The following is a 13,577-nucleotide window of genomic DNA, read 5'->3' as shown; positions in this document are numbered from 1 at the left end:
GGTAGAAACTTCGGGCTCAGACCAATTCCGATGGTGATCGGTCAGTTTCTCGCCGGTCTGAAACCCGCTCTTATAGCATCTTCTTCGCTGCAGAAGAGCTGCTCCGCGCGGACCTTGGCCCAATCGCGGTTGGTCGGAAGATGATATATCTGCTCGCCGCGATTGTTGATGTTCCCACGGATCTGGCATTGTGTCGACGGCAGGATTGCCGCGCGCGCACTTGGTTGAGCAGCCTGTCGCCCGGCCCGATAGGCTGACGGTGTTTCGAATGTGCCTGCGTAGGCACCGGAACGCGCTTCACGCGCCGAACGTTCGACATCCAGATAATCCAGCGAGTACTGTAGGAGCGCAACTGCAAGGCCTCGTCGGATCATCTCGCGAGCAAGGTCCTTCGACCCCACCAGACAGGTTGCGACTGTACGATTGTAGCTGTCCGCCGAACGAGGAGTGCAGCGCACTTCCCGCCCGGCGACGAGCCTGCCAAGTTCGATTGTTGCCTGCTGGCCGCACTCAGTACTTTCGCGGCCGGCGCTGACGCATCGCTGGTGAGCTTCGAATGAGTCCATGCCGAACAGTCTGACCGGCAGGCCGTTGATACGCAGGGTGTCACCATCCACCACTGCGGCGAAGCCGACGATTTCGGTCATACTAGATGCTTCGCCCATCAATGTTGCCGGAGCTGAACCGGCAGGCGAGCGGTCGCGATTGAACCTCCCGTCAGGGATCGAGGAAGGTGACGGGACCAGCACACTGTTCGCAGGGGTGTTGTCCGCCCGGCCGGCGTAACGGGACGGAGTTGAGGAACCTCTGTTATCACCGGCTCCTGTCGACCGGGCCGGGTTTTCGCATGCCACGCCGTCACCATCTCCATCCATATGTGCACCATATCCGGGCTGGCCGCGGCGTAGCGGAGTAACGCCGGCCTGGCGGGCTTCAGTGCAGTTGCGGAAGGCGGTCCGCGACGTTGGAGCCTGATAAGCGCGTGCCGGGGCCGGCCGGACCGGACGTGCCGTGCTGCCGCCGTGGCAATGGCGGGTGCCGACACTCCGGTTGTAATGACAGCCATCTGCCGCAGTCCGGCCGGGATGAGCGTCAGATGTCGAGGCTGAAAAAGCCCATGTGAGCATCGCGCCGACGAAGAAGAGGAATCGCGCCATGGCTTATGTTACCATAAACCTGTTTCCTGAAACGCGTTTATTCGGCACCGGTCACGATATGGACGACCCGGACAAGATGGAGCTGGAGGCAATCCTGCTGTTCCTGCTCTGGATCATTCCGCTGGCCTGGTGGGTGCTGGCGGGCCTGTTCGCGATGTTCGGCACGCAGCACTGAAGCAAGTCCACCCCGCTCCCGCGGCTGTGTTGAATATCTCGGTCGGGACGGAGGGGGCCCGCGGTGGCCGGACCGAAGTCCATCACCGCATCGTGGCAATTTCCGGCCGGCGCCGGAACGTCTGTGTCAGGCGCAGCCCGCCGCCGGTCGCCATGCAGATGATCTGCGTCTGTATCTGGAAAAAGGCATGGCGACGCAGGTATTGCGACGCTCGCTCGGGAGCGCGCGCGCCCTTCAGTACGGAATATCCACAGCGTTAAACGCGGTCACTTCCTGCCCGGGAATGATGACCGCCGATCGCCAGGTGGATTGCGCGAGCGATTTTCCATGTGTTTGTTCCGGCAGCGGAAGAGCCGCGCGGTTAACCACTGCACCAATGTTGATGACATCACTCACAGTAACGTACTGGACGCGCTGCGCCTCCTCAATGTGCTTGGAGGAAGCCCCCTCGATCAGCGTAACGACGATCTTTCGCACGGCGGCAGCGCAGCAATGATCGGCGCGGGCACGGTGGCATATGCTGCAGGTGCGGTCGCAGCCGGCGTTTCCTCCGCGATGGTCGCAGGCGAAATGGCCGCCACCAGAATGGCAGCGCCATATACATGCCGGTATGCTAGGGGACCCAGGCCATGTATTTGGGGCACCCGATTAGGAGTGCCCCCCGCGAAACTCAGTATGGAATTTGGGTCGCTGTAAAGGCAGTCACCTCCTGGCCGGGCAACATTACCGCCGAGCGGCCCGAGATCAGGATCGACCCGAGCACGGCGCCGAGCGTGTTGCCTCGCCCCTCCTGGCGGTGCATTCCGCGCAGCGGGTAGTCCTGGCCGCGAACGGTGACGCTGTTGAATGTAACCTCGAATTTGCCTGATTTACCGCCAATCGCGCGCCCAGTCTTCCAGGTGATCGTCGCCTGAACTGCGGAACCGCGTGGGATGACCACCGCACCATTATCGACCACATCGCCAACGGTAACGAAATTGACGCGCTGCCCTTCCTCCACATGCTTCGAGGAGATTTCCTCGGTTGGAGTGACAACGATCTGAGTTGACGGCGGCAATGCGCGTGTCGCAGCCGGTGCAGCGGGCGCGGTTGCAGGCACTTGGATAACCGCAACAGGTGCCTCCTGCGCCACGGCCGGTACAGGCGAAACGGCTGCCAGCAACATGGCAGCGCCAAACACGTGCTTCATCGAATGACCCCCTAAAAATAGGCTGACCCCAGTCAGCCACTCCAAAGTGGTTATGGCTGCAGCTGGCGGCGGTCAATCGATTCGAGGTGTTGACCGCCGTTCCTGTTCCGTTCCATTCCGCAGCGATGGGGAATCACCGGCTCGATTTGCTCTGCGAGGTGGCGCGACATGGCTTCACCGTCGAGCTATCGTGCCGGTCTTGCCCGTGGACCATTGTGGTTGATCCCGACGAGTTGGGCAGGCGCTTCGACAAGCCAGGGGGGTTCGGGGTGAAGTTGTCGCTTGCTCAGGTCGGGCAGCGGGTCCGATGCAGCATCTGCGACCGGCGCGGGGCACGGGTCAATCCATCGCAGCGCCCTGTTGACCGGCAGCCCTCGGAGCGCAACATAAAGCGAATGCGCCGACTGCTGCGAGGGTAATGATTGATGTGCAACCTCTACAGCAACCGCCGCACCGCGGCCGAAATTGCCGACCTGTTCCGGGCGATCAATAACGCCGCCGGCAGCAATCATGGCGAGCTGGTCTATCCGCAATATCCGGGGCTGGTGGTGGCGGGGGGCGAGGTCCGTTCGATGACCTGGGGCTTTCCGCTGGCGCAGCGATCGAAGAAGACCGGTCAACCACTCAAGCCGCGCCCGGTCAACAATGCCCGCACCGACAAGCTCGACAGCTTTATGTGGCGCTTCAGTTTTGCCGAGCGGAGATGCCTGATCCCGGCTGATGCATGGGCCGAGGCCGAGGGCGAGCGCGGCGCGATGACGCGCACCTGGTTATCGCTGCCGGATCGCGAGGCCTTCGCCATTGCCGGCATCTGGCGCGATAGCGATGAATGGGGACCGGTTTATTCGATGGTGATGACGGATGCCAGCGAGGCGTTTGCCGCAGTCCATGACCGGATGCCGGTGTTGCTGGCCGCTGACGATCACGCTGTGTGGACCGATGGCTCACCTGAGGCTGCGTTTTCGCTGTGCAAGCCGTGGCGCGGGGCAGTGACCATAAAGCGCACCGAAGAAAGCTGGAGCCGGAGCAAATGAGAAAGCAGAAATAGCGCTTGGCCACCAGTGGCAAGTGCTTACCAATGCAGTGGAAAGTGCGGGTGGAGCACAATCGCCGTGAGTTCCGCTGCCTGTGGGGGCCCATGAGGGACGAAGGTGGGCACTCCAATCATGGGTGAATTTTCGTCAATCTGCCTCGCTGACGTCCGCTTTGGGCCCCAACTTTTGCCGTTGCATCATAGGGCCATGCAGCTTCAAAGCAGTCGTTGTGGCGTGGAGCCTTCCACACGCACTCGAGGTGAGTTGACGTCGCTTAATCGCAGGCCCGCCCTTTAAGTGCGCGCAAACTCTTTGAAGGAGGGTCCGTCATTGAGTCGGAACTCGACCTCGTAGCTTTTGAACGAGACTGAGGGCACCGCGATAAGCGCGTAGTGGAGCTTGTCTTCCGCGCCTGACGCGATCACTAGCCCCTCGACGATCTCACCGTCCTGACCGAGATGGGCCTTGATCACCCGGACAAGTCGTCTGACGCAGTCGTCGGCCAAATCCTCCACTAAATCGGATCCAGCGTACATTCACACGATTGGAAAGGAACTATTCGCTTGTCAAACCCGGAATGCCAGTAAAAAGTAAATCTCAGAGGGGGGAGGAAGACTTGCGCATCCTGTCGTACAATCCCGGCCATGACGGTGCCGTGGCCCTGATCGAGGAAACACGTCTGTGCTTTTCGATAGAGTCCGAGAAAGGATCGAACTACCGTCATTCCGCTGTCTCGGTGGCGGACGTTCTTGACGTCGCGGGCGAGCTGTCGAACGTTCCGGACGTCATTTGCATGAGCGGCTGGTGGCCGCTCGACCATTACGAGTTCCTCCACGGATCCCGCCGAAATGGGGGCTATCGCGGCACAGGCGAGGCGCTCGCCATCCACGAGACGGCACGGTTCCTGCGAGGGCAAGCCGACTATTTCTCGTCCTCTCACGAGCGCTCCCACATCATGTGCGCGTTTGGGATGTCGCCGCTGCCCAAGGGGACGCCCTGCTACGCCCTCGTGTGGGAAGGGGAGATGGGGACCTTCTACGAGATCGACATAAGGGGCGAAATCCGCATCCTCAGTGATGTCCTGACGCAGCCAGGCAACCGCTATGCCCTAATCTATGGGCTCGCGGATCCCACGTTCCCAAAGGACGGGCCCTATCCCCGGCAATCGGATGCCGGCAAGCTCATGGCGCTCGCCTCGTTTTCAAAGCGCTTGGCGGCCACGGCGGAAGAGCAGGCGCTTCTGGAGTTCCTCCTTGACGGACCTTACCGCAACCTTTCGGACTACCCGCTCCTAGAACAAGCTCCCCATCGCGATGCCGGGGTCGAAGATCCCGACTTTCGAGACTTCGCGGGTATCTATAGCGATGCCATCTTCTCGCGCTTCGAAGCTTTCGCGCGCGAGAACCTCGAGCCCGGACGCCCGCTCATCATCGCGGGCGGCTGCGGCCTGAACTGCGACTGGAATAGCGGATGGGCCAGGAGCGGCCTGTTCTCAGAGGTGTTCGTCCCTCCTGTCCCGAATGACAGCGGAGCAGCCATCGGCACTGCAATCGACGCCCAGTACCGGCTGACCGGCGACCCAAAGATCGCGTGGGATGTTTATGCCGGCCTCCGGTTCCGCGCAGATGTGCCGTTTGAGCGCGATGCCTACGACGTCCTCGAACGCGACAACGCGCTCGTGGCCGATCTCCTCGCGCACGACCTCATCCTGGGATGGGTACATGGCCGATACGAGATAGGACCGCGCGCGCTCGGCAACCGCTCGATCCTCGCCGCGCCGTTCCGCGATTCGACGCGTCAGCGGCTAAACGTCATCAAGCAACGTGAACAATTCAGGCCTATCGCTCCCGTATGCCTTATTGAGGATGCGGAGCGATGGTTCGGCTGCCACGGCGAGAGCCCGCACATGCTTTACACCTTTACGGCGACGACCGATCGCCTCTGCGCCGTCACCCACGTCAACGGGACGGCGCGCATACAGACCGTCACTGCGCAGTCCAACCGCGACCTGCACGCGCTGCTGACCTCCTTCCGGGCGAGAACCGGCTTCGGCGTCCTCTGCAATACCTCGCTGAACTTTAAGGGGAAGGGCTTCATCAACGACATCGGTGACCTCGACGTCTACACCAGGGATCACGGCCTCGATGGCTTCGTCGTGGATGGCCGTATACATCTCCTCAGGCAGTCGCCGAACTACCAAGCCTACCAGCGCCTCAGCGCAAAGGCACCCGTCCCGGTCCTATCGTGCCTTGCCACGCCAGCGTGACCCCGGGTGATTCCGAGAGGGCCCGGTTGCGCATCGCCTCGCTCCATCCCGGGTTCGAGAATGACGAGAAGCTTCGGTCATCCGCGATCCACGACATCGTCACGATGGAGATGGGCGCAGACCCTGCCTGCCAATCCTGCGGGCCTCCAGGAGACATACCGCGCAACCTAGTGCGCTTCTGGCACGACCACTCCGCGCTTCCGGAAGATGTGGCCGATTGCATGTCGACGTGGGATCGGCTTGCCGGAGACGGCTTCGCCATACGGATTTTCGATGATGCCGCTGCGCACGGCTACATATTAGAGCGCTACGATCACCTGCACGCACAGGCGTTCCTCCGCTGCAGCCATCCTGCGATGCGCAGCGACTACCTGCGGCTGTGCGTGCTGGCCTGCGAAGGCGGCCTGTACGTCGACTGTGACGACGTGCTTCTCGGCAACGGCTGGACCCGCCTTTTCGAGGACGGCAAGCTGAAACTGCAGCCACTGTGCTACGACATCTCCGCTGGCGGCATGATGGATTCCGCAAACATCTGGCGAAGCGACCTGCCAGCCGGCGAGCGCAACTTCTACGTGAACAACGATCCCATAGCCGGGCCTGCCGGACATCCGATCCTCCTGAAGGCCCTCCTGCGGGCGACTGATTTACTAGTGGCGGCCGAAGGCCGACCGGAGATTCAGGCCACGACCGGCCCCGGCAATCTCACGACGATCGTGGCCGCGCATGCCCGCGAGCTTCTCGCGCGAGACGACGCGTTAGACTTCAGCCTGATCCGCGACTGGGAGAAGATCGCGGAGATGCGCTGGGATCTCTCCTATCGCGGAGACGAGCGCAACTGGCGCAACGTCTACGGATGCTGAGGCGGTCGTTGGCAGGAATGGGAAGGTGAGGCTCGAGCGGCCCGCCAAGGCCTTCATGGCCGCCGCATTCCGGCTTTACCGTAGGCTGGCGACTACGCTGCCAGGTGGACGGTTGGACGCCTTCGGCAGCGGCGTTGGGCAGATCGGGACAATTGTCGTCATCAATCTCGACCGACAGCATCGTCGACTCACGCGGACGTTGCGCGAACTGAGCCGCTTCGAAAGCGCTGACGGCCGACGCCTAGCCGATTTGGTCACGCGTCTGCCGGCAGTTGACGCGCGGGATGGCAGGGCGATTGCCGCGACCGCGGACGTGGATCCGCGCTACGCATTGGAGCACCAGCTGCACGTGCAGCCGGACGAGAGGCTCAAAGCCTGCTTTGGAGGCGCCGCGGCCGTGACGATGACGCGCCAAGAGGTCGCAGTCGCCAAGTCCCACATCGAGGTCTGGAAGGCGATTGTGGCGGGCGACGCGGAGCACGTCCTCATCGTGGAGGACGACATTTGGTTCCGACTTGGGGCTGCCAAATCGATCGACCGGGCCTGGCGAGAGGCCACGAGCCGCAGCGATGGACGAGGGCCGACCATGCTCTATCTATCCTACGAGGACGCTGGCGGGACCTGCGAGCGCGCTGACGTCAGCGAGCACGTGTTCCGTCCAATTCGCGGTCTTTGGTTCCTGTGCGGCTACGTCATCTCCCGTCGCGGAGCCGAAATGCTCCTAAGCGCCATGCCGGTTGTGGGTCCCGTGGACATGTGGATGAACCGGCAATTCGATCGGATAGGGGCGCTCGCCATGACCAAGCCGGCGATCCTCCAGCGCCCAGACGCAGGATCCGACAACGCTTATTCCGTCTTACCCTTCCTCGCCACGGCGGGCATCGTCGATGCGCAGACCCTTCCCGGGCCCGTCAGGCCCTCCAAGGTCCGGTTGATCGCCTGGACTCGTCGCGGCGCGCGCGAGCCGCTAGCCATGGCGCTATCTATGCTGGGCCTGCGAGTGCTCGCGTGCGATGGCGCAGAGACGGTCACATGCGGAGATGCACTGGCAGACCTGTTCGACACTTTCGACGCCATCGTTGATCCGCCTTTTCCGCCTGAAGAGCTGCCCGCGCGGCTCGAAGAACTTGCCACCGGTCTGATCTTGGAACCCTCGAGCGCGAACGTGGTCGCTCCACCGCACGGTCGAGCCTTAGCATGGACCATCCTCCCGGAAGACGGCCCGGGGGATCACTGGTGGCCACCGATCTGCGCGCTTACGCAGACGAGTGCCCCGACCGAACCCTTCCCCCTCGGCCCGCCGAGCGATTGGCGGCTGTTCAGGGACGGCAGGATATCCGTCAGCTTCCCGACGGATGACCTTTCGACAGCCTCGCCTCTGCCGATGGACGATACTCCTTGGGCAATCGCCAATATGGAGGGCTGGCCAATACAGATTCGCAAATTGCGCTTCCCGAATTTCAGGGACCACCTCGAGGAACGGTGGCCGCTCACGACGCCTTCGAGCGAGATGCCAGCGATCCTCGGAACCTTTCCGGGCAATCGTGCCATGTTCCGACCAGACGCGGTCGATCACGGGGCATTGGGCGCGGCCGTCTCGCTAGCCCCGACTGACGCGGGCAATCGCCCCTTCCGCTCCGGCGCGCTGGCGTCGACGCGGCGTTTCCTTCACGGTTGCTTTGAGATCGAGATGCGCGCGGCGCGGGGCCCAGGCCTGGTGACTGGCTTCTTTCTGCACCGATCGGCTCCCCGACAAGAGATCGACGTGGAGATAACGGGCAATAATCTGCGACGCGTACTCCTCAACGTGTACTTCAACCCTGGGGATGAGGGGGCAGCTCTCGATTACGGCTATCGAGGCTCCCCCCACTCAATCGACCTTGAGTTTGACGCGAGCGAGGCGTTTCACCGCTACGCGATAGAGTGGTCACCCGACCGGATCCGCTGGTTCGTCGACGACATACTGGTTCACGAGCGCGGGAGTTGGGATCCGACGCCCATCCCCCACCTGCCGATGGCGCTTCACGCAAACCTGTGGGCACCACGCTCGGTAGAGCTAGCTGGAGCGGCAGAACCCTCCCTCCAAAAGGCGACGGCCTACTTCAGAAATGCAACGGTGAGCGATCAGCCGCAACAGCCAGGCGACACGAAATTTCGCCGCGCTTGATTCTTAAGTCGTTGCTTCTGCGTCCGACTTACAGCAACTTCATCGCTTGAAGCCGGTCGGCCGGCACGTTGAGCTTTGATCGGGGGATGCATGGAACTTGAGGCGCTTGTTCGGGAGTTGCGCCCGGATCATACCATTCTGTTGTTCGGAGCTGGCTCTTCGATACCCTCAAACGCTCCAACGCCCCAAGCAATCATCGATCACCTTTCGCGCCGCTTCTCAATTCCCTCTGCCGGGTTCAGCCTCGCCGAGTTTACGGAGCTCATAGAGCAACGCTCGAAGGACAGGCGGAGGATGATCACGGAGGTGCGCAGCCTCTTCAAGAACCTGAAGCCAACAGCCGGATTGCTAAATCTGCCTATCTACGATTGGAAATCAATCTACACGACAAACTACGATGACCTTATCGAGCAGACTTTCAAGAGAAAGGCGAAACCCATCGGCCTTTTTACCTCAAATTTCGACTTTGGAAACACGAGTCGGACTGCCGAGACTCGCCTCTACAAAATCCATGGAACGCTCGAAAAAGACGTCGCATTTGGTGACCAGTCTCGCATGATTTTGACGGAGTCAGACTACAATCTGGCCCAAGATTACAGAGAACACATGTTCACTGCGCTGCAGATGGACATGGCTGAGTCGGATCTGGTGATCATTGGCAGCTCACTGTCGGATGACGACATAAAGCCTCTCATCACTCGAGCACTTCAGCTTAACACCAAGGCGATGGTCGGCGGCCGAATTAGCCTGCTAATGTATCAGCGGGATGAGGCTCGCGCTGACCTGTACCGCGGCCAAGGGATTAATGTCGTTTTCGGCGGCATTGACGATTTCTTCGTTCAGTTGGCGAAAAGATCGCCGGGGCCTCAGTTCGACTACCTGCCTTCGGATTCAATCATCGAGAACTACCCCAAGCTGGTGCCGACCGTGACGGACGTTAAGCATCAGATCGATACGGCCGTTCCGGACGTAAGCCGCATGTTCACTGGTTGGCCGGCGAACTACGCTGACATTAACAAAGGGCTGACCTTCGAACGCTCTGTGGCGGCGAACATGATTGCGCAGGCGATGGGCGGAGAGAGCATTTGCCTGACGTTAGTAGGCGCTAGCGGCGTGGGTAAAACGACCGCAGGGCGCCAGGTGCTTACCTCATTGACGAAGCAGGGAATGAGCTGTTGGGAGCACCGCGTCGATCTCGCGCTAGACTCCTCGGAATGGGTTTCGTTAGCGCGTACGCTGGCAGAGGATGGGAGGAGGGGCGCGCTCTTCATTGATGAGGCTCATATGCACCTTCGTGAGGTCAACGACTTAGTCGATGGCCTTTCGCACGCTGAAATCTCATCTCTCGTCATAATTCTCGCGTCGAGCCGCAACCACTGGAAGCCGAGGATCAAGTCTCCGAATATTTACAAGCGCGGCAAGCTTTACATCCTCTCCAAGGTTGATGGCGCGGAGATCGAGAGGCTACTATCACTCGTGGACACCAGTGCCGATCTGGCAAAGATCGTGGAGACAAGTTTCTCAGGGTTTAGTCGAGCAGAGAAGCGCCGCCGTCTTACGGATCGCTGCGAGTCCGACATGTTCGTATGTATGCGTAACATCTTTGCATCCGAAAGCTTCGACAACATCATCCTACGCGAGTTTGCAGAGCTGCAGGAACAGTTCCAAGACGTATACCGTCTCGTGGCTGCCTTGGAGAACGCGGGCGTGAAGGTTCATCGCCAGCTGATCATCCGCCTGCTCGGCATCCCGATGCAGAGCACAATGGCCCTGCTCGACAACATGACCGATATCGTCAGCGAGTACACGATCAACGAAAAGCGCCATATCTATGGGTGGCGAGGACGCCACCCGGTCATCAGCGCTATCATCGCGAAATACAAATACGGCGAAGTGGACAAGGTCGTGGCTCTCTACGACCAGGTCATCGACACAGCGGCGCCATCCTACGATATCGAGGTACGTTCGCTGATCGAGCTCTGCAATGTCTACACCGGCATTCCGAAACTTGCGGACAAGAGCGTTCAGAACCGGCTGCTTCGCAAGATCGTATCTTTGATCCCGGGCCAACGCGTCCCTCGGCACCGCCTGATCCGAAACCTAACTGACATGGGCCACTATGATCAGGCCCAAACCGAGATCCGCATCTTCGAAAACGACTTCAAGATCGACGCGCCAGTCACTCGTATGAAGATCGAACTGATGATTGCACGGGCGACGAACAGCCTTGGCATTCTCCTCGAGGATCGGCTTGCCATCCTTGAAAAGGCGAAGGAGCTAGCGGTCGTGGGCACGCGGCGTCATCCCAACTCGGCCGGGGTCTTCTCGGCCTATTGCAAGGTTGGCATAAGTATTCTTCGCTATGGCGGAGAACGCGCGGCGTTCGATGATGCGATCGACAAGCTGTATAAGGCGGCAGACCGCTTGGCCGACCCGGAGATGAATTCGCTGATAAGGCACTTCGAGCGCCTCGAGGCGAATATCCTTTCCGAAATGGGGTCTGATCAGATGGAGGCAGAGCTGATTGGAGAGCTTGAATAACTGACGTCCGCTCTGAGGCGTTGGCCTCGGCAATTCGTCATGGGCATCTGCGATAATCAAGATCATAAAACAAAGGTCCGCTTACAACGCATAGTGACCCGAAATTTGTCAGACAGCTAACGGCCCTATTCTGTTGAAAAACTCCCCTTGCGGACGGGCTAACCTGCTGATTCATTTGACCCGGCATTCGGGAGATCGGTGATGATGGGTGAGCGGACGGTGATGCAGGAGGCGCTGTTCTACAGCTTCCGCATCGAGGACCATGTGCCGAACGATCACCTGCTGCGCGCGATCGACCGGTTCGTCGATCTTTCCGGCATCCGCGAGCACCTGCGGCCCTATTACAGCGAGACGGGTCGGCCATCGATCGATCCCGAGCTGATGATCCGGATGCTGATCATCGGCTATTGCATGGGCATCCGCTCGGAGCGGCGGCTGTGCGAGGAAGTGCACCTCAACCTCGCCTATCGCTGGTTCTGTCGGCTCGATCTGGACGGTGCGGTGCCGGACCACTCGACCTTCTCCAAGAACCGCCACGGCCGGTTCCGCAACAGCGACCTGTTGCGCAAGCTGTTCGAGATGACCGTCGAGCGTTGCATGGCCGAGGGGCTCGTTGGCGCCGAAGGCTTTGCGGTCGATGCCAGCTTGATCCGCGCCGACGTGCATCGCCAGCGTTCGGTGCCGGGCGAAGAAGGCCTGCCGCCCGAAGCCGCCGGACGTGCGGTCACCGAGTATCTCGAGGTGCTCGACGATGCCGCGTTCGGCGGATCGACCCCGGTTCGGCCCAAGCGCATCAACCTCACCGATCCCGCTGCGCGCTGGACCGCGGCGACGCGCGAGCGGGCGTTTTACGCCTACAGCACCAACTACCTGATCGATCTCGACCACGCCGTCATCGTCGACGTCGAGGCGACGACCGCCATCAGGCAGGCCGAGGTGCTCGCCCAGCGCCGGATGATCGAGCGCACGCAGGACCGCTTCGGCCTGTGGCCCGAGAAGCTGGTTGCCGATACCGCATATGGCTCCGCGCCGAACCTGGCCTGGCTGGTCGAAGAGAGAGGCATCGAGCCGCATATCCCGGTGTTCGAGAAATCCGCGCGCAACAACGGCACCTTCGAGCGATCGGCCTTCACTTATGACCACGAAGATGGNCCGCGCCCGGCAGCAAGACTGTCAGGCCTGCGCCCTGCGGCAACGGTGCACGCCCAACATGCCAGCCCGCAAGGTGACCCGGTCGGTCCACGAAGGCGCACGAGATCTTACCCGCGAGATCACCGCCAGCGATGCCTTCCTCGTCTCCAGTCGCCAGCGAAAGAAGGTCGCGATGCGGTTCGCGCACCTCAAGCGCATCCTCAAGCTGAACCGCTTGCGTCTGCGCGGTCCCAATGGAGCGAAAGACGAGTTCCACCTCGCCGCAGCAGCCCCGAACCTCCGCAAACTCGCCAAGACGAGGCCGAGGCCGGGCCTCGCACCCGCCTAGCCGGACGGCAAGGACGCTCGTCCGCTGTCAGTCGTCGCTGTCCGACCGCTTCAGCAGCGACTTCTTCAACGGACTAGGCCCAATTTCTGTCGGCGAAAATCTACAAAGAGGCCGCCAACGTCCAGACATCTGGTATTCCCATTGCAGGGTAGACGCTGCCGTAAATAAGGTGTCTCAGTGCAACTCGGCAACAAGCTTTCGCACCAATCTATCGATGCGTGCGTCATGGTCGGACTCTGCTTCAGGACTCCTCTTCGCACAGCCAGTAGTCCAATAGTCCGGTGGGACAGAGAAACCTTGGCTAAATTCTTCGCCACCCGGGGGGGCGTTGTACCAGCCGTAACCGAGAAACGCGTCTCCCTCCTCTATGCAATGGCAATCGAAAGCCAAAAGTGGAAAGTGATCTGCTAGGTCCTCAAAGAGATGAGTCGGAAATTCGCCATCGGTGTCGAAGCTAAATGAGAACTCGACAGGGCTATCCTGCGAAAATTGCTGAAAATTCAGGACCTCCTGGCCGTGACGTCGAACTGGCTCAGGTTCTGCGGAAGTCGATGCCGACGTCGGCACATCGATCGAGCACCAGCAACCGTCCCAGCCAGACTGGCCGTCCCTAATTACCGTCTCCATCGGATTCAGGCACTGGCTACGGAAACGTTCGATCTCGATCTGAGGACCGTATATGGTTACGTTGTTCCAGACATCGGACAT

The 13,577-nt window shown here is 60.7% G+C and carries 11 protein-coding genes and 2 pseudogenes; 7 read left to right on the top strand and 6 right to left on the bottom strand.

Translation table 11 applies throughout. From position 1 onward, the window contains the following. Window positions 1-41 precede the first annotated feature (41 nt). Both ILT46_RS12190 and ILT46_RS12185 read right to left on the bottom strand, forming a co-directional pair. The gene (locus tag ILT46_RS12190) at window positions 42-647 is read right to left on the bottom strand and encodes a thermonuclease family protein (RefSeq protein WP_233397213.1); all 606 of its coding nucleotides are present in this window, start codon (window positions 645-647) and stop codon (window positions 42-44) included. Between the two features lie 207 nt (window positions 648-854). After that, window positions 855-1,127, bottom strand: a pseudogene (locus tag ILT46_RS12185) (excalibur calcium-binding domain-containing protein); the annotation flags it as partial. A 28-nt stretch (window positions 1,128-1,155) separates the two neighbouring features. On the opposite strand from ILT46_RS12185, the gene ILT46_RS11120 reads away from it, so the two are divergent. Beyond that, on the top strand, window positions 1,156-1,332 hold the full coding sequence (locus tag ILT46_RS11120; protein WP_199504716.1) for a hypothetical protein: 177 nt from the start codon (window positions 1,156-1,158) through the stop codon (window positions 1,330-1,332). Window positions 1,333-1,566: 234 nt separating this feature from the next. On the opposite strand, the gene ILT46_RS11115 is transcribed toward ILT46_RS11120, so the two are convergent. Both ILT46_RS11115 and ILT46_RS11110 read right to left on the bottom strand, forming a co-directional pair. Then, window positions 1,567-1,809, bottom strand: a complete 243-nt coding sequence (locus tag ILT46_RS11115; protein ID WP_199504715.1) for a hypothetical protein — start codon at window positions 1,807-1,809, stop codon at window positions 1,567-1,569. Between the two features lie 193 nt (window positions 1,810-2,002). Next, window positions 2,003-2,521: a hypothetical protein gene (locus tag ILT46_RS11110; protein WP_199504714.1), complete on the bottom strand. Its 519-nt coding sequence runs from the start codon at window positions 2,519-2,521 to the stop codon at window positions 2,003-2,005. A gap of 425 nt (window positions 2,522-2,946) precedes the next feature. On the opposite strand from ILT46_RS11110, the gene ILT46_RS11105 reads away from it, so the two are divergent. Further along, window positions 2,947-3,555 carry an SOS response-associated peptidase gene (locus ILT46_RS11105; protein WP_199504713.1) on the top strand — a complete coding sequence of 203 codons (609 nt, stop codon included), beginning with the start codon at window positions 2,947-2,949 and terminating at the stop codon, window positions 3,553-3,555. 293 nt (window positions 3,556-3,848) lie between these two features. On the opposite strand, the gene ILT46_RS11100 is transcribed toward ILT46_RS11105, so the two are convergent. After that, window positions 3,849-4,028, bottom strand: coding sequence for a hypothetical protein (locus ILT46_RS11100; protein ID WP_199504712.1), 180 nt, complete (start codon window positions 4,026-4,028; stop codon window positions 3,849-3,851). 182 nt (window positions 4,029-4,210) lie between these two features. On the opposite strand from ILT46_RS11100, the gene ILT46_RS11095 reads away from it, so the two are divergent. The 5 genes and pseudogenes from ILT46_RS11095 to ILT46_RS11075 all read left to right on the top strand — a co-directional run bounded on the left by ILT46_RS11095 (window position 4,211) and on the right by ILT46_RS11075 (window position 12,869). Then, a complete protein-coding gene (locus ILT46_RS11095) occupies window positions 4,211-5,821 on the top strand; it encodes a carbamoyltransferase C-terminal domain-containing protein (protein ID WP_370592428.1) in 1,611 nt (536 codons plus the stop codon). A gap of 26 nt (window positions 5,822-5,847) precedes the next feature. Beyond that, window positions 5,848-6,681, top strand: coding sequence for a glycosyltransferase (locus ILT46_RS11090; protein WP_233397206.1), 834 nt, complete (start codon window positions 5,848-5,850; stop codon window positions 6,679-6,681). A gap of 25 nt (window positions 6,682-6,706) precedes the next feature. Beyond that, on the top strand, window positions 6,707-8,848 hold the full coding sequence (locus ILT46_RS11085) for a family 16 glycosylhydrolase (protein ID WP_370592427.1): 2,142 nt from the start codon (window positions 6,707-6,709) through the stop codon (window positions 8,846-8,848). A 90-nt stretch (window positions 8,849-8,938) separates the two neighbouring features. Then, window positions 8,939-11,389 carry an SIR2 family protein gene (locus ILT46_RS11080; RefSeq protein WP_199504710.1) on the top strand — a complete coding sequence of 817 codons (2,451 nt, stop codon included), beginning with the start codon at window positions 8,939-8,941 and terminating at the stop codon, window positions 11,387-11,389. Window positions 11,390-11,590: 201 nt separating this feature from the next. Continuing rightward, window positions 11,591-12,869: pseudogene (locus tag ILT46_RS11075) on the top strand (transposase). 174 nt (window positions 12,870-13,043) lie between these two features. Here ILT46_RS11075 and ILT46_RS11070 read toward each other — a convergent pair. Continuing rightward, window positions 13,044-13,577, bottom strand: coding sequence for a hypothetical protein (locus tag ILT46_RS11070; protein ID WP_233397205.1), 534 nt, complete (start codon window positions 13,575-13,577; stop codon window positions 13,044-13,046).

The organism is Qipengyuania sp. YIM B01966, from assembly GCF_016461955.1.
Taxonomy (GTDB): domain Bacteria; phylum Pseudomonadota; class Alphaproteobacteria; order Sphingomonadales; family Sphingomonadaceae; genus QFOP01.
Note: the sequence above shows the minus strand (reverse complement) of the source record. Positions and strands in the feature narration are given on the sequence as shown.